Below are 25,352 nucleotides of genomic sequence, written 5' to 3'. Positions count from 1 at the left end.
GTGCGGAATTTTGTTGGACAACGTACATTGTATAGTTTGTCTACATTTTATAGTATAGAGCACTTTTTACTATAAATGAAATGAGATGATTACGTGCCTTTTTTAAATCGCTTTACAACGACAGTAACTGGTGCCGTCACGTTCACTGGGAATACGTTGGGACTTAGTCCTACATCGCCTGCGCCAGGTAATATTTTTGGTACACTTGCTGTATTTACGACAGTAAATACAGCGCTGCAAGTACCAGGATTCCCAGCAGGGACAACAGATGACTGGCAATTGAATTCTTCAAGTGCAATTTTAAACCTTCCGGCAGGGAGTAGTATTTTGTATGCAGAGTTGGTTTGGGCTGGTACTTTTCGGACTGATACGGAAGATGTTTTACCATTTTTAAATGATAATATTACATTTACAACACCAGCAGGAACTTTTTCAGTTACGCCCGATCCTGCTACAGCGCAGCAAGGTTCAGTAGGAAACCAGTTTTATTATGCTCGCTCTGCTAATGTAACGAATCTTGTAAGTGCAGGTGGGGCCGGCACATATACAACAGGTGCCGTGCCAGCTGCAAGAACTTCAGCTGATCCAACAATCAGTCGTTCAGCTGGCTGGACGCTTGAGGTTGTGTATCAAAATGCAAGTTTACCACTTCGGAATTTGTCAGTATATGCAGGTCAAGAAATTATCGATGCTTCATCCCCGCCAGTTGATGCTACTATTTCAGGATTTGCAACTCCGGCAACAGGAGCTGTTACAGGAAGGGTACTTGTAACTGCCCAAGAAGGTGACTCTAACATTTCTGGAGATCAACTTCGTTTTGGTCCGAATGCAAATAATACAGTTGCTTTATTCGGTCCGAGAAATCCTGCAAATAATTTCTTTCAGTCACAAATTTGTAATGACAGTGGAAATTTAGATACGAGCGGTACATTTGGAGATTTGAATCAGCCGTTAGGGGTAGCTTTGGCCGTCCGAAGACAGGGGTGGGATATTACGAATGTAGATGCCTCCTCATCTTTAGTAAACAATCAAACATCAGCAACTGTTCGCTTTGTCACAAATGGAGATGGATATGCTGCAGCTGGTTTCGGTGTTCAAATTGATGCGACAGGTCCAATCATTAATCCTGTTAAATCGGTTAATAGAAGCGTTGCAGGGGTAGGGGATACTCTCACCTATACGATTACGGTCCCGAATACAGGAACAGGAAGTGCAGAAAACGTTGTATTACAAGATAGTATTCCGAACGGAACGACATTTGTAGCAGGTAGTGTAACGGTAGGTGGAGTAACACAACCGAGTGCGAATCCCGCGAATGGAATTAATTTAGGTACAATCCCAAATAACACGCAAAGAATTGTTACATTTCAAGTTCGAATAACATCGTTCCCGAACCCAAATCCTATTCCAAATCGTGCAATGGTGTCATATCAATTCCGTCCTTTTGTCGGTAGTGCCCCTATTACAAGTACGTCTTCTTCAAACACAGTACAAACGACAGTGAATCAAGCAACTATAAGTATGCAAAAATCTGTAGATCTACAGACGGCAACTCTTAATGATGTATTAACGTACACAGTTAATGTGACGAATAATGGGAATGTTGCTGCAAACAATGTTATTTTTGTTGATAGTATCCCTGCAGGAACAACATTTGTCGCAAACAGCGTTACGGTAAACGGAGTAGCACGTCCAGGAGCGAATCCATCAACTAGTATTAATCTCGGAAGTATTAATGCTTCGCAAACGACTGTAGTGCGCTTTCAAGTTCGAGTGACATCGAACCCTCTTGTCAATCCAATTCCGAACCGTGCGAGTGTAACATTTACCTTTACCCCAGTGCCAGGTCAACAACCAATTTCAGGTCAAGCGACGAGTAATACTGTATTTACTACTATTAATATAGCTGATCTAAGAACGAGAAAAACAGTGGATAGAGCTTTTGCGACAGTGAATGACGTTCTTACGTACACCGTTACAATTGAGAATACAGGAAATGTACTTGCGACGAATGTTGTTTTTCAAGATCCAATCCCAATTGGAACGACTTTTATTGCAAATAGTGTGACTGTAGATGGGGTTTCGCAACCTGGGGCAAATCCAGCGACTGGGTTTGCGGTAGCAAATATATCTCCCGGCGGAAGTAGGACAGTGACTTTTCAAGTACGAGTGACATCTACACCATCAGGAGGTACGATTGCGAATCGCGGAAATGTATCGGCTAATTTCGTCGTGAAACCAAATCAGCCGCCAGTAACGATTAATAGACAAACGAATACTGTAGTGACACAAGTTAATACAGGTGGTTTAAATGTAATAAAAGAAGTGAATACAACGCAAGCAGCAGTAGGAGACAATTTAACGTACACGATTGCCGTCCAAAATACAGGGAACGTTCCGTTAACAAATGTATTTTTCCAAGACACTATTTCTTCCGCTGTTTCTTTCGTTGCAAATTCTGTAACAATTAATGGAGTACCGCAAAGTGGATTGAATCCGAATACAGGATTTTCTCTTCCTAATATTCCTGCGGCTCAAACAGTTGTAGTCACATTTGACGTATTAATTGTACAGGATCCAGAAAATGAAGATATTTTAAATCAAGCGAATGTAACAGCAAGCTTTCAAGTGAATCCGCATGAACCACCAGTAACAATCAATGTTCCGAGTAACGTTGTGAATACGACAGTACAATCAGGGAACTTTGAAGTTGTGAAAGCAGTGAATACGAATGTTGCAACAGTAGGAGATATTTTAGTATATACAATCGAAGTTATAAATGCAGGTAGTGTACCAGCTACAAATGTATTTTTCCAAGATTCAATTCCGCAAGGGACATTATTTATTGAAAATAGTGTAGTTGTGAATGGTGTTTTACAAGAAGGGGCAGATCCAGAACTTGGATTCCCATTAAATGATTTGCCTACTGGCGCCAGTGTTATTGTTACGTTTGAAGTATTAATTGATGAAATTCCCCAAGGAAATAATGTCGTAAATAATGCGAATGTAACTGGAGATTTCCTTGTAAATCCAACAGAGCCACCGATTACTGTAACAGTACCAAGTAATACTGTTATGACAGTCGTGAATTCTTCAGGGTTAAATGTAATGAAGAGTGTAAGCGCTACTGAAGCAGGTGTAGGAGATACGTTAACGTATACAGTTCGTATACAAAATAGTGGAACGGTAGCAGCGACAAATGTATCATTCCTTGATCCAATTCCATCTGGAACAACGTTTGTAGCAAATAGTGTAACAATAAATGGAACGCCTCAGCCAGGTTTAAACCCAACAACTGGATTTCCACTTGCTAATATTCCAGTAGGAGGGATGGTAACAGTTGCTTTTCAAGTGACGATCACGAGTGTACCACCAAATAGGGTTCTTCCGAATAATGCAAATGTAACTGCTGATTTTCAAGTAAGTCCTCTCCAGCCACCGATTACAATTGTAACGATTAGTAATATTGTTGTGACGCGAGTGAATGTAGGATCAATTAATGTAATAAAGAGTGTAAACACACCGCAAGCAGGTGTAGGAGATACGTTAACGTATACGATTCTTATTCAAAATACAGGAACTGTTCCTGCAACGAATATTATTTTTCAAGATCCGATTCCTGTTGGAACTGCGTTTGTAGCAAATAGTGTGACGATAAATGGAGTTGTTCAGCAAGGCGCGGATCCTATGGCAGGTTTCCCAGTACCAAATATTCCGGTCGGACAAACGGCTACGATTACGTTTCAAGTTACAGTGACGAGTGTTCCGAGCGGTGGAAATATTAGAAACCAATCGAACGTTACTGCAAGTTTTCTTATAAATCCAGCAAACCCTCCAATAACGACTGTTACGAATAGCAATTTTGTCGTGACACAAGTAAACACAGCACAGTTAAATATACAAAAATCTTCATCTGTACAACAAGCGGCATTTGGAGAAACTTATACGTATTCTGTTGTCATTCGAAATAACGGCACAGTACCAGCGACGAATGTTTCTTTCATCGATCCAATTGCTCCAGAAACAGCATTTGTCGCAAACAGTGTGACGATAAATGGAATTTCACAGCTTGGTTTAGATCCGAATATTGGTTTCCCGCTTCCTAATATTGCAGCTGGGGCATCAGTGACAGTAACGTTCCAAGTTACAGTAGTTACGCCATCCCCACGCGGAGCAGTATTAAATACGGCATCTGCTACAGCCACTTTCTTATTAAATCCTTTACAACCACCTGTAACAACGACAAATTCAAGTAATACGACAGTAGTTACAATACCGTTACCTCCTCCTGGTGAAGTAACAGCAACAAAAGCAGTTGACGTTGCAACTGGGGCTGTTGGAGATGTATTAACGTATAGCGTGCTAATTACGAACGTAGGAATTATACCTGTTACAGATGTACTCTTCCAAGATGTCATTCCGGAAGGAACGACATTTGTCGAAAATAGTGTAACGATAGGTGGGGTTCAGCAATTTGGTTTAAATCCAGAAATAGGATTTACTGTTACTCCATTATTAATTGCTGGTGGAAGTATTACGGTAACATTCCAAGTGACAATTACAGAGATTCCAGATAATGAAGTCATATTAAACGATGCTGACGTTACATTTACTTCACAACCGAATCCGCAGGAACCACCGATTACGGAAACGATATTAACGAATTTAGTCGTTACGACAATTAATATAGCGTTTATTTTTCCGTTAAAACTAGTAGATAAAGAAGTAGCGACTGTAGGAGAAATTTTAACGTATGATGTATTGATTTTTAATTTTGGAACAGTGGCAGCGACGAATGTTCAATTTATAGATACTACTTCCGCGGGTGTAGCATTTGTACCAGGAAGTGTGAGCATAAACGGGGTACCGGCACCAGGATTAGATCCTTTCATTGGTTTTACAGTTCCAGATATACCTGTAGATGATTTTGTACTTGTCACATATCAGGAGACGGTAACGAGCATACCAGAAGGTGGTACAGTTGTTAACTTTGTAGACGTTACCGCGACATTTGCTGTAAGTGAAACAGAACCACCTATTACTGAAACGACGACAAGTAACACGACATTAACAGAAATAAATGAATCTGGTTTGAATGTATTAAAATCAGTGAGTCAGCCGATTGTTGCAGTAGGGGATACAATCACCTATACAACAGTAGTTCAAAATACAGGGACAGTGACAGCAACGAATGTTCAATATAGTGATGTATTACCTTCTTCTATAGCATTCGTGCCGAACAGTGTAACGATAGACGGTGTGTTACAACCTGGATTCAATCCGAATAATGGATTCCCGCTTCCAGATATAAATCCGGGTGAAAGTGTAGAAGTAACATTCCAAGTAACAGTTGTTAGTGTTCCATCAAACGGAACAATTGTCAATACGGCAAATGTAACAGGTAGCTTTGTATTAGTACCAGGAGAACCACCAGTTATAGTAAACCAACCGAGCAATACAACACTCACAACTGTCAATAGAGGACAATTTAATGTTATTAAACAAGTAAATAGAGCGGCTACTCTCGTTGGAGATGTATTAACGTATACGGTTCAAATAACGAATACAGGAACAGTAATAGCTAACGATGTTCAGTTTGTTGATACGTTTTCAGCAGGAGCGTCATTTGTACCAAATAGTGTAACGGTAAATGGAGTTTCGCAACCAAACTTAAATCCGATTACTGGCTTTGGAGTTGGAGATATACCAGTTGGTGAAACGGTTATAGTGACGTTTCAAGCGACAGTTACAACCATCCCGTCATCAGGAACAATTACGAACGTTGCAAATATAACAGGAAGTTTTACTTTAGTGCCAGGAGAACCACCGGTTATAGTGACAGATCCGAGTAATACGACTATAACAAGAATAAATAGAGGACGTTTCAGCATTATAAAATCTGTAAATAAAGAAGCGACACGTTTAGGAGATACGTTAACGTATAGTGTGCAAGTTACAAATACGGGGACGGTAACAGCGACGAATGTTCAGTTTATCGATGTTCCATCACCTAGTTTAGAATTTGTTCCTGGAAGTGTACAAATAAATGGGATTCCGCAAGTAGGTTTAGATCCTTTTGTAGGCTTTTCATTACCGGATCTTGCAGTAGGGGATAGCGTATTAATCACATTTGAAGTAAATGTAATTTCAATTCCGCCTTCTAGTAGCATTATGAATACAGCGAGAGTAACTGGTGATTTCGAATTGATTCCAGGAGAACCACCGTTTACAATTACCAATTCAAGTAATACGACAGTCACACCAGTAAATAGAGGCAGTTTAGATATGCTGAAAGAAGTAGATCATTCAATTGTTGGAGTAGGAGAAACGGTAACGTATCGTGTTCGTATATTAAATACTGGTACGGCTGACGCAATGAATGTTCAATTTATTGATGTGCTATCTCCGGAAGCTGTTTTTGTACCAAATAGTGTAACGGTAAATGGAGTAGCGCGTCCGGGAGTAAATCCGCAGGTTGGATTTACGATTTTGGACATTCCAGTCGGTGAGACGGCGATTGTAACATATGAAGCTACGATTACGAGTTTTCCAGATGGTGGTACAGTAGTGAACGTTGCTGGGGCATCAGCAGAATATATTTTAGTACCAGGTGAACCGCCAGTTACAGTGATGGACACGAGTAATACAGTTATTGTAACGGTAAATACTGCAATCTTATTTGTTGCAAAAGGAGCAAACTTTGAAGTAGCAATGGTAGGAGATGTTGTCACTTACGGCATTGCCGTCATAAATGATAGTACAGTTCCTGTGACGAGTATTGTTTTAACAGATATCATTGATCCAAATACGTTATTTATAAATGGCACGGTAACGGTAAATGATGTACCTCTTCCATTTGCCAATCCGAATACGGGTATTCCGTTAGGTGATTTTCAGCCAAATGATGCGGCAATTATTAATTTCCAAGTTGTAATAACGGGAGGGCAAATAAATAATTTAGTTACAAATACCGCTACAGCAAATGGGCTCGCAACTGTAAATCCGAATGAGCCACCTGTAGTAGTGGAAGGTGATAGCAATACAGTTGTTATCCCGTTTATCCCTCAAAATGTCTCAACGACAGTCGTAAAAACGGCAGATTTACAGGCAGCAACAATTGGAGATGTTATTACGTTTACGACAGTCATTACAAATACGGGTGATACTGTCATGCAAAATATTCGTTTTCAAGACATGTTAGATAGCAGTGTTCGATTTATCCCTGGAAGCGTAATAGTCGATAATGTTCCATTACGAAATGTAAGTCCAGTATCAGGGTTTCTTATAGGAAATTTAAATCCGGGTGAAGCGCGGACAGTTTCGTTTCAAGTAGCAGTTCAGAGCGCACCAAGTGGTTCAGGGAATTATATTAACCAAGCGAGTATTCGCTTTGAACATCAAGTAGGTACAGTATTGCCACATGTTACACAAATAATAGAAAGTAACATAGTAGTCATCCCATTTGTTCCAACGATAGAACAAATTTGCGAAACGAACTTTAATTGCTTAGATAAAATTCCATTTCAATGTTCTCCATGTAATCACTTACAAATAAATAAAAAATAAATACAAAAAGAGCATCCTGTAAGAATAGGATGCTCTTTTTTATGTGTATCAATCATGTAGATTCTTTTTCGGGTGAGGTGAAAAATTCATTGGTTTTGTTAGAGAGTAGAAATGGAATAGCTCCTTTTATGACAGAAATATCCCAGTCCCACCATGCAAGTTTTTCTAGTTTTTCAATGGTTTCTTGTGGAAAACGATAGCGAACTAGTTTGGCAGGGTTCCCAGCGACAATTGCATATGGAGGTACGTCTTTTGTAACTACACTCTTTGCGCCGATAATGGCCCCGTTACCAATTGTAACACCAGATAAAACGCAGGATTGATAACCAATCCATACATCATTGCCGACTACGATATCACCTTTTGATGAAGGGTGACCAGTAATATGTGCTCCTTCATCGAAGAGAGCATTAAATGGGTAAGTCGTTATCCAATCAGCACGATGCTCGCCGCCAAGTATGAAAACGACTTCTTCTCCTAATGAACAAAACTTACCTATTTTCAATTTCGTTTCATCATTCCAAGAAAAAATAGTTGGACCTACTTTACTATAAGTATAATCACCAATATCATATTTACTATATTCAGGTTTTTGATTTAAATATAACATAACAAATTTAGCATCCTCTCTAAAGCAAGTAATGGATATGGAACATTATATGCAAGGTGGAGTAAGGCGAACTGTGTTGTATGAATTAGTAAGATGTAAGTATGTTAGTAGGGAAAATGAATAACGGGGAGTGGAGTGAATGAGATACGAAATGGGGTTATATGATAAACCTTTTCAGTCAATTCAATCAGGAAAAAAGGTATATGAAGTACGCTTATACGATAAAAAACGTCAACTTATAAAACAAGGCGATGAAATTGTATTTACGAACCTTACGACAGCAGAAACGATGGTTGTAAAAGTAACGGAAGTAAAGCGATACGAAAGCTTTAAAGAAATGTACGAGCAAATTGATAAAAAGTTATTGGATTGTGAAAATGATAGTTTAGAGGAAATGTTAGAAAGTACATACAAAATATATACGAAAGAACAAGAAGAAAAGTGGGGAACAGTTGCGGTTCGTATTGAGGTAATAAAATGATGAGAAATCGCGGCGTGGCTATTATTGTACAGGATGGAAAAATTGCTCTAATAAAACGTGTTCGAGACGATGAAGTATATTACGTTTTTCCAGGCGGTGGAATAGAAGAAGGAGAAACATCGGAAGAGGCAACGAAGCAAGAGATATACGAAGAATTAGGGGTACATATAGAAGGAAAGCACCTTATTACAAAGATAAAGTATAAAGGTACAGAATATTATTATGAAGCCTATATTACAGACGGAGTATTCGGAAGCGGAAAAGGTGAGGAGTTTAAGCAGAAAGATAGAGGTTGTTATATTCCGTTATGGATACCGATAAATGAGTTGAAAAATGTGAATATAAAACCTTACGAAGTGGTCGAAAGTATATTCGATCATTATAAGATGTAAGGTCTGACAACATACAAAAAAAACCATTGACATAGCCTGCTGATTTAAGTATTGTATTCGAGTATGTTTATAATCAGGAGGTTTATATGAGCAATCAAACTACTACACATCATGTGAAAATGACAACAGCAGATCCATCTGGAATCGGTCTATTTGGATTAGCAATGGTAACACTTGTAGCATCATCTCAAAAGTTAGGTTTAACAGATGGCGTTTCACTTGTATTACCATGGGCAATCTTTTTAGGGGGATTTGCACAAATCTTTGCATGCATTCACGATGCAAAGCATAACAACACGTTCGGTACGACAGCATTTGGTGCGTACGGCCTGTTTTGGTTAGGTGTTGGAATGACTTGGTTAATTCAACTTGGAGTATTCGGCGAAAAATTAGCCCAAACTGCAGATTCAAAACAGCTTGGTGTAGCCTTTATCGGATATTTAATTTTCACAATCTTTATGACGATTGGTGCAATGGAAACACATAAAGTATTATTTATGATTTTCGTACTTATTGATTTCTTATTTATTGGTCTTTCATTAAGTACTTTAGGTGTTATGCCGCACGCAATGCATAATTTAGCAGCATATTCTGAACTATGTATTTCATTATTATCTTTCTATGGTTCAGCCGCAGCAGTGTTAAATACACACTTCGGAAAAGTTGTTTTACCAGTTGGAAAGCCATTTGGTATTTTTAAAAAGTAATAAAAAAGCACAGGTGATTGTATAGTCATCTGTGCTTTTTTGTATGGAATAAATAAAAATGAAAAATATAATTGAAATTGATTCTCATTATTAATATAATGAGAATGAGAATCATTCATTGCAAGAGGGGGATGCCAAAGTGGCGAAAATTTTAATTGCGTATGCGAGTATGTCAGGAAATACAGAGAGTATTGCTGATTTAATAAAAGTAAGTTTGGATGCTTTTGATCATGAAGTAGTATTGCAAGAGATGGAAGGCATGGATGCTGAAGAATTGCTAGCTTATGATGGAATTATTTTAGGATCTTATACGTGGGGCGATGGTGAATTGCCGTTTGAGGCAGAAGATTTCCACGAGGATTTAGAAAATATAGATTTGTCAGGAAAAAAAGCAGCTGTATTTGGATCAGGTGATACGGCATATGAACTGTTTTGTGAAGCGGTGACGATATTTGAAGAACGTCTTGTAGAACGCGGTGCAGAACTTGTACAAGAAGGATTGAAAATTGAATTATCTCCAGAAGATGAAGAGGATATTGAAAAATGCAGTAATTTTGCAATTGCATTTGCTGAGAAGTTCTAAGAATGGGAGTGTCAACGTGGAGACAATGTTAAGTGCAACTGCTATTACAAAATTAAGAGATGGAAAACTTATGTTAGCTACTACATATGATGGCTTATTTATTGAACAAGACGGAGAATGGAAACAAATTTTAAATGGCTTTCAAAAACGAATTCGGGATTTACATAGCGTAGATAATATAGTTTATGGTGTAGGCGACGAAGGGATTTTTATTCGTAGCATGAATGGTGGAGAGAACTGGACAATTCAGCGTTTTCCAACAAAAGCAACGAGTTGGAATGTGTGTAGTAATGTACAAGGAACTGTCATTGCTCATGGAGATAAAACATTGTATCTTTCTAATAATTTCGGTTCTACATGGGAGACCATTCATCCATTTCTTGATTATGGCAGTGATGCACCGTCTATTCGTTCGTTATTCTTATATAAACATTACTTATTTATTGGTACGAAAATACATGCGAAATATGGTGGTGTTTGGCTTTTTGATTTAGAGAAACGTAAATTAAAAAGAATTAAAATAGCGATGAATCAAATGATTTCTGCGTTGACTCTACATAATTCTTATCTAGTAGCAGCAAGTGGATCGTGTAAAGGAATTGGTGGTAATATTTCTTTTTGTAAAATAGATGAAAGTATTGAGAATGAAAAACTATATTGGCATACATGTCAAAGTGAGCAGAAAGCTAGTAGCTATTTAGACTTAAGTGTAGATCAACATGTGCTATATACGACTTCAACGCAAAATAAGGCGGGCGTTAGCACGGTTTGCCGTGTGCATCTTAATGAAGGGATTGTTACAGTATGTGACTCGGTTAAAGGGCATGGTTGGCGCATTGTTAATCAAAAAGAAGGCTATGTTGTAGCTGGATCAGGTGAATCAAAAGCGATGCAGTGGAAGAAAAAAGTTGTTTAGCAAAAAAAAACTTTGCTTTTATTATATTGATATGATATAGTATGTTTAAACCATTTTACTTTTAATAATATAGAGATTTAAATGAGCTGTAACTTCCGAGGAGGATAGCAATGTTAAATCTCCTCAGGGGTTGCAGTTTTTTAATGTCTGGTTTATTATTGTAAGGTGGTTGAAAATGAATATGTACATATAGGTACATTGTAGGAGGATTTTTTTCATGCAAAACGGTAAAGTAAAATGGTTTAACTCAGAAAAAGGTTTCGGTTTCATCGAAGTTGAAGGCGGAGAAGACGTATTCGTTCATTTCTCAGCTATCCAAGGCGACGGCTTCAAAACTTTAGAAGAAGGTCAAGAAGTTACTTTCGAAGTAGAACAAGGTAACCGTGGACCACAAGCTACTAACGTTAACAAGAAGTAATTTTTGAAAAAAAGAAGGGCTCGCCCTTCTTTTTTTTGCGTTCTTATTGAATATCCTCCAATGTACATATGATAATAAGACTGAATTTTTGTTTTTTATACGAGGTATTTCATGCATAAAGTGTATGAATAAATAGATACTGAAAATAAAGTATGTGTGTGAAAAGGATTTTAGAAAGAGGTAAATAAATTGAAAAACGCTACACGGTTCATTGTGTTTGATATCGAAAGGAATTTTAGGCCGTATAAATCAGAAGATCCGTCAGAAATAGTAGATATTGGAGCTGTAAAAATAGATGTGAGTACAATGAAGGTTATTGGAGAATTTTCAGAGTTAGTAAAACCAAGTGCCCCATTAACTCGTCATACAACAAAATTAACTGGAATTACAAAGAAAGATTTAATTGGTGTAGAGAAATTCCCTCAAATTATAGAGAAATTTATTCAGTTCATTGGAGAAGATTCTGTATTTATTTCATGGGGAAAAGAAGATTATCATTTTCTATCTCATGATTGTACATTACATGGCCTAGAATGCCCGTGTATGGAAAAAGACAGTAGATTTGATTTGCAAAAATTTATTTTCCAGGCTTATGAAGAATTGTTTGAACATACACCAAGTTTGCAATTTGCAGTAGAACAGCTCGGCTTAACGTGGGAAGGGAAACAGCACCGCGCTTTAGCAGATGCTGAGAATACAGCAAATATACTTCTTAAAATATATAGTGAGAGAGATATTAATAAGCGATACAAGAGACATGGTGAGCTTGAACTTGTAAAGAACGGAAAACTAACAGAAAAAGCGAAAAAAAAGATGCGAAAATGGGTGTTTAAAGAACTGAAGAAACATGCAGAACGACCATTTGTGTGGAGTACATTTGAAAGTAGTGAAACGTGGGAAAGTATAACGGAAAGGTATTATATAAGTGAAAATACAGTAGAACTTCTGAAAAAACATTTCCCTACAGCGGTGAGAAAAGCGGAGCGGCAGCTTAAATATTTGGCTGAGATGGAGGAGAATGCACAGTCTAGGTGACATTCTCCTCCATTTCTAGCTATATAAATTTAAAGTCATCGTATTGACGGATGAGTAAAGTATTCAAATTTAATTAGGAATTAATTTGTTGTTGTAATTTGGCTATTATAATTGCTTTGAAAATTAAGGCGTCGTAAGAATTTTAAAATATATTAATAAAATAAGAGCTCATAAAAATGAAAGAGGGTACAGTTAAATGGAAGCAATCTTTAACATTTTAACTGTTTTATTTTTTATATTATATTCACATCACTTTTTATTTTTATTACACTTCCTCTTATAGTAAAAAGGAGTTAGTAAAAGCTTAATATATCTTTAAACCGCGGTGAATTAAAGATTAAAATTGAAGAGTAAGATAAGCGTTATATATATGGGAGATGCGATGATGATAAATTTGGATATCAAAGATATTAACGTAAAGATGGAATTAAACGGTGTCTTTTGGAATGAGAATAGGATTGCTGAAATGATGGTGACTACAACAGCAGAACATTCTCTTATTCTTCATATATTAGTTGACTTAGAAAATAAAACTATTAGTGCGATGAGTGCCACGATAGTGAATGGGTTCTGCCCTCTGTGCAAACAGAAAAGGGACGAATGCAGTGAACTTAATGACCCACAAAATAAAATGGATATTTTAGAAGAAGCCTACGATTGGGTGAGAGAGCATCCAGAATATCGTTTTCAATTATCTTTTTACGAGTACAATAAATTTGAGGTAGTAAAGTGAAATTTTTATTTTAATAACATACATAGTGACTATAAGGAAAAACATCAAAAACTTATAGAAGGACTGGGTCTATTAGTAAAAAGTGAAAAAATTGTAGTACGTTGTATACAAGAACATACTGAAAAGGATATTTCAACTGGAAATGTGTTTGTACAACAAGGAACGAATTTATTTAGATACTGCAACAAATTTTATCTTAAATCAAAAAAATTTAATAAATAAGCACATCTTGTTATAAAGCAGAGAAACCGATTCTTAGTAGAGTCGGTTTTTAAAGTAAACATCAAGTAAGTCCAAAATAAAAGAGCGCTTTGTTAATAGCGCTCAGTAAAAAAATAGTTATAGGGAAGCATTTATTCAATGTTAGAATTGAAATTTTTAGTATTGTGTGGTCTCACTTGTAGACACATAGTTGTTATTTAAAACATGTTTATTGGTTACTTGATTTTCTTTATTCAACCCCGTTCGGATCATATGAAAACTGTTGCTTATTCTCAATCCGCTCAATCACATCTTGCAACTCATCTGGCTTCAGAAACTCAATAGGAGAGAAGCCTTTCTCAAATGTAAGTGTATCAGCCTCAATCATTAATACGTATCGGTCATTTACCTTCGCGATATGTATTTGATCCCCGAAATCAGCAAGCAGGGCCTTCACAGAGATATGATCTGCTTTTAGCTTTAATTCCACTTCTGGGGCGTGCTCGACGATTTGAGCGGTAGCTTCCATTACTTCTTCGGTTGAAAATTGTTCCATAATTTCTCGCTTCGGACTGGCAGCCCATACTTCCATTGCTTGGTCGAATTGTTCGCGTTCTTCCGTACCTTCTTCAAATACATCTTCAATTTGGTCGTATACCATGTCCATTACTTGTGTTTTCATAATTTCAGGCATAGAGCGTTCGTATTCGACGAATTTTAAGAAGTCCTCGAAGTAGCGGGCGTGTGATGCTTGGTGAATTTTTAGCTCACCCACTTCGACCATACCTTCTTCAGGCATGTACGGATATTGGATAGATTTCATATTCTTCGTTGTGATGGCCATTTCAACGTTACGAATAAGCGTTGATTCATCTGAAATAGAGGCAACTTTCGGCTCGAAGTCACATTTCATAACGAATACGAATGGGTCATCAAAGTATTTACGTAGTTTTGCTTGCGCGATTAAAAATACACCACCACGAACAGCGCTTGTGTCAAGATATGTATAAATGAGAGGCTCGCTCATATCTTTGAAGGTTTCTTTTGTTTCTGCAAAACGAATACGATTAAATAGGTTGTAATGAGGGTTTGAATCGAGTTCGTGCCCTTCTTCTACAATAAAGCGCCCAATCTTTGTTGGGGCTTGCTCCGTTTTGGCGTGACGTTCTACTTTTCGCTTTGAAATTTTTAATAATTCACCATTCAAAAATTCTTTTAAAGAGCTATCTTCATATTCTTCAGCGTCTAATGTTTGAAAATGTTTATAGCGTTTATCAACTGCTTCACCTTTTCCTTCTACTTGTACAACATAAAAAGAAAGATAATTTATTTCAAAATCCATATTTATCACCTTGTTTCATTTCATTAACTCTTATCAGTATAGAGATGGAGAAAACTTTCGTCAATTTATATAAGGAAGGGAAGACCCTTCCTTATATATTTTTTATTTTCAAAATTAAAATCCGTCTTCTAGCGCTGCAAATGGAATGTTAAGTCTGTTTTCTACTGTACGTAAACGTTGATTTAAGCGATTTAGTCTACGTGTATGGCGCTCAACAGTATTTTCTAATTGACGTACTCTTTGCTCAAGCTCATTTACTCGTCGTTCTAGTTGACGGTTTCCAGTACCAGGGAAAGAGATTGGAAGTTGAAATTGTCTATTTTGGTCATATGGATTAACTTGTTCTGTTTGATCTATATATTGTTGGTATTGTGCTTGTAAATCATATTGAGGCTGATAACCGTATTGGTTATATGAATCATATGGATTGTAGGGGTACATAAAAACATCCTCCATTTCTTTAAAATAGGTTAAATACACGATACTGTATGTGTAAAAGCGGAGCAGTGGCACGGCAAATACCTAATTATATTTACGTGATTTACTTTTATAAATAAGAACAGGGAGTTGTTACATTTGTTTTTCATTTATTTAATGGTATATAATGGATAGAAGGGGAGAGGTTACATAAAGGTTACAAATTTGCTAAACTTACATTTTCATAAAAATATGTATAGACATTTACAAAAGAAAAGAGTAATTTAAATAGAGTAAAAAATAACTTGTAACATTTTATAAACATATTGTAAAATGATTGTAACAAAACATACATAAAAATGAAATAATACATAAAAGCATTGTTGGGGAAAAGGAGAGAGTATATTGTTCCGTAAAATAAAGGGTATTTTAGTTGGGGTGCTATGTGTAGCTGTAGTGAGTGGTTGTGGTACAAAAGTAAGTGATGTTGCATTAGTAAGTGATATTGGTGGACACACTGTCGCGGCTAAAGCAGAAGTGCAGGATTCTATTAGTTTAGTTGATAGTCGAACAGGTACTGAAGTGAAAAAAATAGATTTGTCTAGTTTAGGCTATTTTGAAGACGAAGCAAAATTTAAAAAATCGGTAACGAAGGTTGCTAGTGAGGTTGGGAAAACCGTTGATAAAAAGATGGTTCCATCACGTATAGCACCTGATGGAAGTTGGCAAGAAGGAAAACCTTCTTATGAATTAATGGAAAAAGAATTAGTAGATAAATTGTTAAATGTTGGTATGTGGGATTCTTCATATCAGTTACCAATCACAGAGAAAAAGCCTACGGCAACATTAAGTGATGCGCAAGGAAGTGGTACGGTAATTGGTAGATATGAAACGAATTTAGGTGGATCAACAGGTGGCCGTATTGAGAATATTCGTTTGTCAGCGGCGAGCATAAATGGAGTTGTATTAGCAAAAGGAGACCGCTTCTCTTTTAATGCATTAATCGGTGATACAACGCCAGATAAAGGATATCAATTAGGAAAAGAAATTGTAGATGGTAAATTAGTAGATGGATATGGTGGGGGTGTTTGTCAAACATCTTCGACTTTATACAATGCAGCAGATCAAGCTGGTTTGAAAATGGTAGAGAGAACGACGCATTCTAAAACAGTAGGTTATGTGCCACAAGGAAGAGATGCTACAATTGCATATCCATACTTAGACTTAGTATTTGAAAATACGAACGACGCACCTGTGAAGCTTTATATGGGCATTCAGGGTGGAAAGTTAGTTGCTGAAGTACATAAAATGAGATGAGAGTTATAAAGTCACTTTTTCTGAAAGTTAGAAGAGGTGGCTTTTTTATTAAGAAAATAAAAATATGCATAAATTCTGACTTTTCTTATTTACATAGGGTGATTTTGGTTGTATTCTTCATAGTAACGGTTATATGTAATGGAAAAATATTGGGATAAGGAGATGGAGTTATTCATGGTACAAATTCATCCGAAAACACGTATTGGTCATGTTGCATTTAAAGTGAAAGATTTAGAACGTCAAATTGCTTTTTATGAGAATGTAGTAGGCTTAGAAGTAATTAAACAAGAGGGGAATAAAGCGTATTTATCTGGAAAGGGTGGTAAGAATACGCTGCTTGTTCTTGAAAAGTTGGAGGATGGGGCACTACAAGAACCACGTACGACTGGTATATATCATGTTGCTTTTTTAGTTCCGACTCGTGAAGCTTTTGCTTCGGCACTATTTGGGGTTCTTCGTAATAAGAATGTAATTGATAGCCCGGCTGAACAAGAAGGGCGTTATACATATTCAAATGAAATTTTACCAATTTCAAGGTTTAATAGTGCAAGTGATCATACGTATAGCGAAGCGTTTTATTTACAAGACTTAGAGGGTAATGGAATTGAAATATATGCAGACCGCCCGCGCGATCAATGGGGAGAAGGACCAGGAGGAAGTACGCCGCTTGATTTAAAAGCATTGGCAACGCTCGTTGATTATGAGTTTGCTGGTTTACCTGCTGATACTGTCGTTGGACACGTACATTTACGAATAGCTGATGTAGAAAAGTCACATGAGTTTTATGTAAAGACGGTAGGCTTTGAGGTACAGCAGCGTGAAGAGGATTGCTTATTTATTTCGGCAGGAGGCTATCATCACCATATCGGTGCAAATACGTGGAACGGAGTAAATAATCCGCACCCACCAACACATGCAACTGGACTAAAGGTATATACGATTGTACTACCGCATAAAGAAGCGTTAGATGAAGTGAAAGAAAGATTAATAGAAAAACAACATGAAATAAATGAAACTACAAATGGATTTACAGTAGTAGATCCAAGTGGTATTACAGTACAGTTTGAAATAGAAGTAGCATAAAACAAGCCAGAAAGTGTGTAATCACTTTCTGGCTTGTTTTTAATTATTCATAGTTCAATCCAATACCTTCTTACAATATTTCCATCTTCCTCAATGAAATCATCATCACGAAGCCCGCCGTTATGTAAGATTGTTTTTTCTGATCCTGTATTCACTTCGTCACAAACGACAAGTACTTTCTCGATGTTTAATTCCTTCGTTTTTTCTAGCGATAACTCTAATAACTTCGTAGCATAACCTTTTCTTCTTTCAGAAGGGCGAATGCCATAACCGACATGACCTCCAGCGTTAAATAAATGTTCGGTTAAACTATGACGTATATTAACAACTCCTACAATTTTATTTTCATCTGTAACGAGCCAATACGTAGAGTCTGGTACCCAAGATTCAGGAAGGTTTACTCCGTTATGTGCATCGAGTAATTCTTGAATCATAGCTGGAAAGTTAGAAGGGGCCTTTGAAATAACCCACGGAATCATCGTTTCACCGCTATCTTTCCATTCGTTATAAAAATCTAAGTATTCTTCTTGTAAATCAGTAGTGGGTGTAATCAAAAAGACATTCATTGCTAGTAAGCTCCTTTTATTTATGTTTTATTTCATAAAAATCAAGGTAGAAAATGAAAGCGTTTTCTAACTTTCTCAACCTCATTTCTTGCACTTCATATGCAATTTTTAACTGAAGATAAGTAAGGTGTTGAACTTAAAGGTTTTTTTGTATGAGAAATAGGTTATCTTGTTTATGTTAATATTTAAAATATTAGCATAAAATCGTTGGGATAGTAAGTGAATTTTGATGGAATGTTTTTATATCGATAAATGGATGTGTGTGATAATTTTTGTTTTATCCATCTATAATGAATGAAAGGGGGAAGTGTTCGTGAGCTTACATATTGATTTTATTTTACGAATTGGTATTGCTGGTTTATTAGGAGCAATGATTGGTATTGAAAGGGAAATTCGATCAAAAGAAGCTGGATTAAAGACTCATTTCCTCGTAGCGGTAGGGAGCGCTTTAATAATGGTTGTTTCGAAATATGCCTTTTCAGATATTATGTTTGAAAATCATATGTCCCTTGATCCAAGTCGTATTGCAGCGCAAGTTGTTAGTGGAGTAGGTTTTTTAGGTGCAGGTACAATTATTATTCAAAAACAGGTAGTGAAAGGATTAACGACAGCGGCTGGTTTATGGGCTACAGCAGGAATTGGATTAGCAATTGGAGCGGGTATGTATGTAGTAGGGATTGGAGCTACGATTCTCGTTTTAATTGGGTTAGAGATTGTAAGTCGTATTTTTAAAGTGCGATTTTTATTTCCGCAAAATATAACAGTACAAATTTGTATGAATAAACATGAAACGGTACAACAAATATTAGAGAAGCTTCATATGAAAGGTATTCCAATACTTTCATATGAAGTGGAATCTTTACAGCAAGATACAGGTGTAGTTTATAAGGTAGGAATGCAGCTGAAAAATATATCACCTGAAGAAAAGAATGCATTCATTCAATATATACAAACATTACCAGAAATAACGTTTGTAAAGTTAAATTCATAGCGTTGAAAAAGAGGTTAGATGTAGCAGAAATTTTGCTATTATCTATCCTTTTTTGACACAAATCGCATGGAGAGTCAAGCGTTAATTTTGCTATGAATGGATACATATGTGAACGTTACCTTATTTTTTCTCAATACAGAATAAATAGTCAGAATAGTAAGATATTAGTGTAGGACACTAAAAAATATAAGGTAGGGGAGAGTATGAAAGGCTATTCAAAAAAAGTTTTAGTAGGGGTAAGTTTTGCTAGTTTACTGTTAGGGAGTTTTCAAGGGAGCATATCGGCGGAAAATACTAAGGAAGAGCAAGTTTCTTATCGAAATGTGCTCAAAATGGAGCCAGTTGGTGTACAATTGCCAGTGCAAGAATTAGCTCATTCATCAAAAGTGCTAGAAAATAAGTCTTTTGAGAAAAGGCTACAATTTGCTGATTTATCGCAAAGACCGCCAGAAGTAAAAAAAGAAAGTAAACAATTAGCTGTAGCGAAAACTTATACAATTGCTGAATTAAATCAATTAAGCAATCAGCAATTAGTAGATTTACTTGTAACAATCGACTGGGAGCAAATTACGGGGCTATTTCAGTTTAATAAAGACAGTCTAGCATTCTATCAAAATGATAGTAGGATGCAGGCGATTATTGATAAATTGAAGCAGCAAGGGCAAACTTATACGCAAGATGATTCAAAAGGGATTGAGACATTAGTAGAGGTATTGCGATCTGGGTTTTATTTAGGATTTTATAATACAGAATTAAGTAAACTGAATGAACGAAGCTATCATGATAAATGCTTACCTGCATTAAAAACGATTGCGAGCAACCCGAATTTTAAGCTCGGTACATTAGAACAAAATAGAGTTGTATCATCATACGGAAAATTAATAGGAAACGCTTCGAGTGATGTGGAAACGATAATATCGGCTGCGAAGATTTTTAAACAATATAATGATAGTTTTTCTACATTGGTAGATAATCTTTCAGCTGGAAATGCGATTTACGATATTATGCAAGGTGTGGATTATGATATTCAATCATATTTGTACGATACGAGAAAAGTGCCGAAAGATACAGTATGGTATCAGAAAATAGATAGTTATATTAATGAGCTAAGTCGTTTTGCATTAATGGGAACGATTACAGCGAAAAACGGATGGCTTATTAACAATGGCATTTATTATACAGGTAGACTCGGTACGTTCCATAGTACAGGGACGAAAGGGTTACAAGTTGTAACAGATGCGATGAACATATACCCGTACTTAGGGGAGCAATATTTCGTAGCAGCTGAGCAAATCGCGACAAATTATGGCGGAAAAGATGCAAATGGAAATATGGTTAATTTAGATCAAATACGAGAAGATGGTAAGAAAAAATATTTACCGAAAACGTATACGTTTGATGATGGTGCAATTGTTTTAAAAGCTGGAGATAAAGTGACTGAGGAAAAAGTAAAACGTCTATATTGGGCAGCGAAAGAAGTGAAGGCACAATTCCATCGTACCGTTGAAAGTGACCAGCCATTAGAAAAAGGGAATCCAGATGATGTATTGACGATGGTTATTTATAATAGTCCAGCAGAATATCAATTTAATCGTCAATTGTACGGGTATGAAACGAATAATGGTGGTCTTTATATAGAAGGAACAGGTACATTCTTTACTTATGAACGTACACCACAAGAAAGTATTTATAGTTTAGAAGAGTTATTCCGACATGAGTTCACGCATTATTTACAAGGTAGATATGAAGTGCCAGGACTATGGGGACAAGGTAAGATGTATGAAAATGAAAGATTATCTTGGTTTGAAGAAGGAAATGCTGAATTTTTTGCAGGAGCAACGAGAACGGATAATGTTGTACCGAGAAAGAGCATTATAGGAGGATTATCTTCAAATCCAGCAGAGCGTTATACGGCCGAGCGAACGTTAAATGCAAAGTATGGAACGTGGGATTTCTATAATTATTCCTTCGCTTTACAATCGTACATGTACAATAAGAGGTATGATATGTTTGATAAAGTTCATGACCTTATTAGGAAAAATGATGTGGCAGCATATGATGCATATCGCTCTGCGTTAAGTAAAGATGCGAATTTAAATAAAGAGTATCAAGACTATATGCAAATGTTAGTTGATAATCGTGATAAATATAATGTTCCGTTAGTATCAGATGATTATTTAGCAACGCATGCACCGAAACCAGTTTCAGATATTGCAGTAGAAATTACGGCGGAAGCAAATGTAAAAAATGTATCTGTAAAGAAAAATAAATCACAGTTCTTTAATACATTTACACTACAAGGAACATATACAGGTACTGTTGCAAAAGGAGAATATGAAGACTGGAAAACAATTACACAAAAGGTGAATGATACGTTAAAACGTTTAAGTGCAAAAGAATGGACAGGCTATAAAACAGTAACAGCTTATTTTGTGAATTATCGCGTGAATGCATCAGGACAATTTGAGTATGACGTTGTGTTCCATGGTATGAATACAGAAGAAGGAGCTGTGAATAAAGCGCCGGTCGCAGTTATAAATGGTCCGTATAGCGGAAATGTGAACGAAGCAATCTCTTTTAAAAGCGATGGATCAAAAGATGAAGATGGAAAAATTGCTTCTTATAAATGGGAGTTTGGAGACGGTACTGTAAGTAATGAACAAAACTCAACGCACATTTATACAAAAGAAGGAACATATACAGCGAAATTAACAGTAACAGACGATAAAGGAGCAACTAATACTGCTACAACGAGTGTGACAGTTAAAAAGAAAGAAGATAACAGTGTAGAAAAAGAGCCAAACAATTCATTCCAAACAGCAAATAAACTGCAGTTGAATCAAATTTTACGTGCTAGTTTAGGAAATGGTGATACAAGTGATTTCTTTGAAATAAATGTAGAAACAGCTAAAAACCTTCAAATCAATGTAACGAAAGAAAATAATATTGGAGTAAACTGGGTTCTTTATTCGGAAGCAGATTTAAATAATTATGTTACGTATGCCCAGCAACAAGGAAATCAACTAGTAGGTAGCTACTATACGTATCCAGGGAAATATTATTTACATGTGTATCAGTATGGTGGGGGAACAGGGAATTATACGGTAGAAGTGAAGTAGTAAAAGGGAATTTGTTTTTTTCGATGAATAGCAAAAAGATCTATGCTTTTAATGAAAAAACAACTGTAGACAATGACTCTAATGACATTAACAAATTAAGTGTCGAGAGATTTTATATTTAAATTAAACAGATCTGAACAGTAAATGAGATGAAATCGAAAAATTATTAGTTCATCAAAATGTAAGAAAAGTAGTGAATTTTAAGTACGTTTAATTAAAGGATCAGAGTTTGTCTATTTTTACAGATAAACTCTGATCCTTATTATTTGAAAGTAAGATAATTGATACGTAAGGTAGCGGAATTTTTAAAATTCATTTATTTAAAAAGTTAAGTAGAAAAATTTTATTATCTAAATAACTTTCATTACATTAGCAGGGGATACTAATAGAAAAGCGTGTCCCTTTACCTAATTCACTCTCTATCTCTATATCTCCGTTTAATTCTTTAATAATACTGTAAGCAATCATAGTACCAAGTCCAGTCCCTTTTTCTGTTGTTGAATAAAACGGCAAAGCAATTCGTTTTATTTGTTGAGATGACATTCCAATACCTGAATCAATAATGTTAATTATAATATTTCCTTTTATTTTTTGTATATTTATTTGTAAAACTCCACCATTTTTCATAGCCTCAATTCCATTTTGTATGATGTTGTTTAGACAGAGTCTGAATTTTTCGGGATCCCCATTTATATAAAAGGAATCTGTACTATTTTGTTTTATTTCAACTTTGTATGATAGAGCAAGTGGTGAAATAGTTTCTTTCACCTGATTTAAAATGTAATTAATATCTATTTTCTCTTTTAGGGTATTCTGTGGTTTGGTTAAAGATAAATAGTTATTGATAGTAGATTGTATTTGCTGCATTTCAATTAACATGATTTCTAAGTATTGATCCTGAGATAGCTTAGAGGCATGTTTTTCATTTAATAATTGAGTGAATCCATGAACCGTGGTTAGTGGATTGTGGATTTCGTGTGCAATTGACGCCGCTAGTTCGCTAGCTATATAAAATTTTTCAGCCCGTTGCAGTTTTTCTTTCATTTTATATTTCTCAATCATTCCCTCTATTAAATAAACTGATAATAATACTGTGAAAATATTTATGATTATATAATTTAATAAAAATTCTATGAGAGTAGTGTCTATTTTACCTCCTGTATTTATTTGAGTTATAATACCGCAGATAGAAAGTGAAGCTGTACATACTAAAATAAGGAGTAAGCTTAATAATATCTTTTTTTCTTTAAAATGCATAGGTAATAAGTAACGGAAGAGCATTGTTATGCCAGAAATAATTGTAAAGATAATAAATGATGGAAGAACGCCATTTCCACCTAAGTAAAAGCGATAAGAAAGATATAAAATTCCTATAAGAACAATGTTTTTTGTATTTCCATACAGAAAAACTAATATGATAGGAATAAAACGTAAATCATAAATAAAGCCAGCATGTAAATGAAAAGGAAAAGTCATACAAAAAATAATAGCAATAGAGGAGAGAGTAGAAATTAACATATTATTACATGTTATTTTTTCTTTAAATTCTAGCCAAAATACGTGATAGCTAAGGATACAAATTATTATAATAAAGGTATTTAATAAGAGAGTAGAAATTCCCATAGTTTTGCATCTCCGATAGTTTGTAAGTAGGATTATGTATAGGTTGGACCTAGATGTTTAGTATTAGTAGACTTTCTATCTAAAAAAGGAAGGATACTTGAAAAAATGTTATTATATTACTCGTATTAGAATTGATGAGGAAGATAGAAAAAATAATAGATAAAAAATCTACTTGAATTTATGTACATATGAAATTAGAAAATAACTTTTGTATAGATAAAATTGTGATTGAATTACTGGTAAAATAATGGGTTTCTGAGTGTGAATATTCTGTGAAAACAATATATATGACGACCATTGTTTTGTAGCTTTCGTTATATTAACATGGAATTTACCGAATTACAAAGTGAAAATTTAAAATTTTTTTATTCATATAATTTATCTGAAATGAAAACACTGTTCACTCGAGTATTGTGGTAATGAATCGTATACATTTTGTGTGAAAAAAACTTTGAAATTAACATGTTCTTTTTTATAAAACATAATACTGTAGCTTTATCTATGTGAGTTACTCAATAAATATTAATACGTAAAGTTATTATATATATATTTAGGGATATGAATTATTACATAAAAACGCACTTAAAAAAGAATGTATGATGGTAATAGAATACAAACATCAAGGGGGAACTTAAAATGAAGTTAAATAAACTAATGCTTAGTTGTGGAGTGATTTCGGCATTAACACTTGGTGTGTTAGGGAATAATACTTATGCTGAAGAAGTGCACAAAACGAATGATGCAATTAATATAGTTGAACACGTTCCTGCAGACATATTATTAACTCAAACAATGGATTATAGTGGAGAGGCTGTCACTTCTTTTGTATATAATGGGAGTACTGATTTAAGCTTCTTTATGAAAAATAATGGCCAAAATACAATGGGGTATAGTGTAAAAGGCCCAAATACGGAGTTAATTGCTGGTGGTTATATAAGACCTGGAGAACAACAAATTAATGTTACAAATGTACGGAATGCTTTATCTCCATTACCGATTGGAACATATAAAATTTACGTTTCAAATGATGATGGTTCTAAGGGACAATTCCAAGTTGCAGTAAGATCTATGAATTAAATTTAAAAAACCTTGTTTATGAGCTGATTTAATTTTTACTTTCTGGAAAGAGATGATATTGACCCGAGAGTCCCCCATAAAAGTAAAAACGAGCACCCTTTGAAGTGACCCCTAAAAGTTAGACACGGTTATTTCATTAGGCAGCTTGATCCAAATGAGTCCGGTATTGCACCGG

General features: G+C 35.6%; 19 protein-coding genes. 14 read left to right on the top strand and 5 right to left on the bottom strand.

Going from position 1 to position 25,352, the window contains the following annotated elements; all coding sequences use genetic code 11:
• Nucleotides 1-93 precede the first annotated feature (93 nt).
• Nucleotides 94-7,566 (top strand): DUF7507 domain-containing protein, encoded by a 7,473-nt coding sequence (locus JDS81_RS10485; protein WP_097953642.1) that lies wholly within the window; start codon nucleotides 94-96, stop codon nucleotides 7,564-7,566.
• A gap of 52 nt (nucleotides 7,567-7,618) precedes the next feature.
• On the opposite strand, the gene JDS81_RS10480 is transcribed toward JDS81_RS10485, so the two are convergent.
• Complete coding sequence (locus JDS81_RS10480) at nucleotides 7,619-8,176, bottom strand: CatB-related O-acetyltransferase (RefSeq protein ID WP_000966318.1); 558 nt, start codon at nucleotides 8,174-8,176, stop codon at nucleotides 7,619-7,621.
• A gap of 139 nt (nucleotides 8,177-8,315) precedes the next feature.
• Between JDS81_RS10480 and JDS81_RS10475 the strand changes: the two genes are divergently transcribed.
• From JDS81_RS10475 to JDS81_RS10440, 8 genes are all read left to right on the top strand, one after another.
• On the top strand, nucleotides 8,316-8,657 hold the full coding sequence (locus tag JDS81_RS10475; protein ID WP_097953641.1) for an ASCH domain-containing protein: 342 nt from the start codon (nucleotides 8,316-8,318) through the stop codon (nucleotides 8,655-8,657).
• Entirely contained in the window at nucleotides 8,654-9,049 is a 396-nt protein-coding gene (locus JDS81_RS10470) for an NUDIX hydrolase (protein ID WP_097953640.1), read from the top strand. The genes JDS81_RS10475 and JDS81_RS10470 overlap by 4 nt, the downstream gene beginning before the upstream one ends.
• An 86-nt stretch (nucleotides 9,050-9,135) precedes the next feature.
• A complete protein-coding gene (locus JDS81_RS10465) occupies nucleotides 9,136-9,756 on the top strand; it encodes an acetate uptake transporter (RefSeq protein ID WP_000070943.1) in 621 nt (206 codons plus the stop codon).
• A 139-nt stretch (nucleotides 9,757-9,895) separates the two neighbouring features.
• Nucleotides 9,896-10,339, top strand: a complete 444-nt coding sequence (locus JDS81_RS10460; RefSeq protein ID WP_001062761.1) for a flavodoxin — start codon at nucleotides 9,896-9,898, stop codon at nucleotides 10,337-10,339.
• 16 nt (nucleotides 10,340-10,355) lie between these two features.
• Nucleotides 10,356-11,255 carry a WD40/YVTN/BNR-like repeat-containing protein gene (locus JDS81_RS10455; protein WP_000449501.1) on the top strand — a complete coding sequence of 300 codons (900 nt, stop codon included), beginning with the start codon at nucleotides 10,356-10,358 and terminating at the stop codon, nucleotides 11,253-11,255.
• Between the two features lie 217 nt (nucleotides 11,256-11,472).
• Nucleotides 11,473-11,673: a cold shock-like protein CspB gene (cspB, locus tag JDS81_RS10450; protein WP_001179148.1), complete on the top strand. Its 201-nt coding sequence runs from the start codon at nucleotides 11,473-11,475 to the stop codon at nucleotides 11,671-11,673.
• A 189-nt stretch (nucleotides 11,674-11,862) separates the two neighbouring features.
• Nucleotides 11,863-12,708, top strand: coding sequence for an exonuclease (locus JDS81_RS10445; RefSeq protein ID WP_097953639.1), 846 nt, complete (start codon nucleotides 11,863-11,865; stop codon nucleotides 12,706-12,708).
• Between the two features lie 385 nt (nucleotides 12,709-13,093).
• Nucleotides 13,094-13,441, top strand: a complete 348-nt coding sequence (locus JDS81_RS10440; RefSeq protein ID WP_000609019.1) for a hypothetical protein — start codon at nucleotides 13,094-13,096, stop codon at nucleotides 13,439-13,441.
• 451 nt (nucleotides 13,442-13,892) lie between these two features.
• On the opposite strand, the gene JDS81_RS10435 is transcribed toward JDS81_RS10440, so the two are convergent.
• Together JDS81_RS10435 and JDS81_RS10430 are read right to left on the bottom strand one after the other, a co-directional pair.
• On the bottom strand, nucleotides 13,893-14,984 hold the full coding sequence (locus JDS81_RS10435) for a DUF3900 domain-containing protein (protein WP_097953638.1): 1,092 nt from the start codon (nucleotides 14,982-14,984) through the stop codon (nucleotides 13,893-13,895).
• Between the two features lie 114 nt (nucleotides 14,985-15,098).
• Entirely contained in the window at nucleotides 15,099-15,425 is a 327-nt protein-coding gene (locus JDS81_RS10430) for a hypothetical protein (RefSeq protein WP_000283717.1), read from the bottom strand.
• Nucleotides 15,426-15,806: 381 nt separating this feature from the next.
• Here JDS81_RS10430 and JDS81_RS10425 point away from each other — a divergent pair, with 381 nt between their 5' ends.
• Together JDS81_RS10425 and JDS81_RS10420 are read left to right on the top strand one after the other, a co-directional pair.
• Nucleotides 15,807-16,718 carry a VanW family protein gene (locus tag JDS81_RS10425; protein WP_000488650.1) on the top strand — a complete coding sequence of 304 codons (912 nt, stop codon included), beginning with the start codon at nucleotides 15,807-15,809 and terminating at the stop codon, nucleotides 16,716-16,718.
• Nucleotides 16,719-16,892: 174 nt separating this feature from the next.
• Nucleotides 16,893-17,801 carry a VOC family protein gene (locus tag JDS81_RS10420; protein WP_000249862.1) on the top strand — a complete coding sequence of 303 codons (909 nt, stop codon included), beginning with the start codon at nucleotides 16,893-16,895 and terminating at the stop codon, nucleotides 17,799-17,801.
• A 47-nt stretch (nucleotides 17,802-17,848) separates the two neighbouring features.
• On the opposite strand, the gene JDS81_RS10415 is transcribed toward JDS81_RS10420, so the two are convergent.
• Nucleotides 17,849-18,367: a GNAT family N-acetyltransferase gene (locus tag JDS81_RS10415; RefSeq protein ID WP_097953637.1), complete on the bottom strand. Its 519-nt coding sequence runs from the start codon at nucleotides 18,365-18,367 to the stop codon at nucleotides 17,849-17,851.
• A 313-nt stretch (nucleotides 18,368-18,680) separates the two neighbouring features.
• Here JDS81_RS10415 and JDS81_RS10410 point away from each other — a divergent pair, with 313 nt between their 5' ends.
• Nucleotides 18,681-19,358 carry an MgtC/SapB family protein gene (locus JDS81_RS10410; RefSeq protein ID WP_000052096.1) on the top strand — a complete coding sequence of 226 codons (678 nt, stop codon included), beginning with the start codon at nucleotides 18,681-18,683 and terminating at the stop codon, nucleotides 19,356-19,358.
• 203 nt (nucleotides 19,359-19,561) lie between these two features.
• Nucleotides 19,562-22,477 carry a collagenase ColA gene (colA, locus tag JDS81_RS10405; protein WP_097953636.1) on the top strand — a complete coding sequence of 972 codons (2,916 nt, stop codon included), beginning with the start codon at nucleotides 19,562-19,564 and terminating at the stop codon, nucleotides 22,475-22,477.
• A 369-nt stretch (nucleotides 22,478-22,846) separates the two neighbouring features.
• Here colA and JDS81_RS10400 read toward each other — a convergent pair whose 3' ends face one another.
• The gene (locus JDS81_RS10400; protein ID WP_097953635.1) at nucleotides 22,847-24,100 is read right to left on the bottom strand and encodes a sensor histidine kinase; all 1,254 of its coding nucleotides are present in this window, start codon (nucleotides 24,098-24,100) and stop codon (nucleotides 22,847-22,849) included.
• A gap of 636 nt (nucleotides 24,101-24,736) precedes the next feature.
• Between JDS81_RS10400 and JDS81_RS10395 the strand changes: the two genes are divergently transcribed.
• Nucleotides 24,737-25,177 carry a hypothetical protein gene (locus JDS81_RS10395; protein WP_000773479.1) on the top strand — a complete coding sequence of 147 codons (441 nt, stop codon included), beginning with the start codon at nucleotides 24,737-24,739 and terminating at the stop codon, nucleotides 25,175-25,177.
• Nucleotides 25,178-25,352: the final 175 nt, after the last annotated feature.

The sequence above is a fragment of the Bacillus cereus group sp. N31 genome, assembly GCF_016483245.1.
In the GTDB taxonomy this organism is placed as follows: domain Bacteria; phylum Bacillota; class Bacilli; order Bacillales; family Bacillaceae_G; genus Bacillus_A; species Bacillus_A toyonensis.
The sequence above is the reverse complement of the archived record's forward strand: the minus strand, read 5'-3'. Positions and strand labels throughout refer to the sequence as shown.

Coding starts and splice junctions, on each gene's coding strand:
- JDS81_RS10420 (WP_000249862.1), top strand. CDS start 16,893: ATGGTACAAATTCATCCGAAAACACGTATTGGTCATGTTGCATTTAAA.
- JDS81_RS10440 (WP_000609019.1), top strand. CDS start 13,094: ATGATAAATTTGGATATCAAAGATATTAACGTAAAGATGGAATTAAAC.
- JDS81_RS10470 (WP_097953640.1), top strand. CDS start 8,654: ATGATGAGAAATCGCGGCGTGGCTATTATTGTACAGGATGGAAAAATT.
- JDS81_RS10400 (WP_097953635.1), bottom strand. CDS start 24,100: ATGGGAATTTCTACTCTCTTATTAAATACCTTTATTATAATAATTTGT.
- JDS81_RS10415 (WP_097953637.1), bottom strand. CDS start 18,367: ATGAATGTCTTTTTGATTACACCCACTACTGATTTACAAGAAGAATAC.
- JDS81_RS10465 (WP_000070943.1), top strand. CDS start 9,136: ATGAGCAATCAAACTACTACACATCATGTGAAAATGACAACAGCAGAT.
- JDS81_RS10435 (WP_097953638.1), bottom strand. CDS start 14,984: ATGGATTTTGAAATAAATTATCTTTCTTTTTATGTTGTACAAGTAGAA.
- JDS81_RS10395 (WP_000773479.1), top strand. CDS start 24,737: ATGAAGTTAAATAAACTAATGCTTAGTTGTGGAGTGATTTCGGCATTA.
- JDS81_RS10430 (WP_000283717.1), bottom strand. CDS start 15,425: ATGTACCCCTACAATCCATATGATTCATATAACCAATACGGTTATCAG.
- JDS81_RS10480 (WP_000966318.1), bottom strand. CDS start 8,176: ATGTTATATTTAAATCAAAAACCTGAATATAGTAAATATGATATTGGT.
- colA (WP_097953636.1), top strand. CDS start 19,562: ATGAAAGGCTATTCAAAAAAAGTTTTAGTAGGGGTAAGTTTTGCTAGT.
- JDS81_RS10475 (WP_097953641.1), top strand. CDS start 8,316: ATGAGATACGAAATGGGGTTATATGATAAACCTTTTCAGTCAATTCAA.
- cspB (WP_001179148.1), top strand. CDS start 11,473: ATGCAAAACGGTAAAGTAAAATGGTTTAACTCAGAAAAAGGTTTCGGT.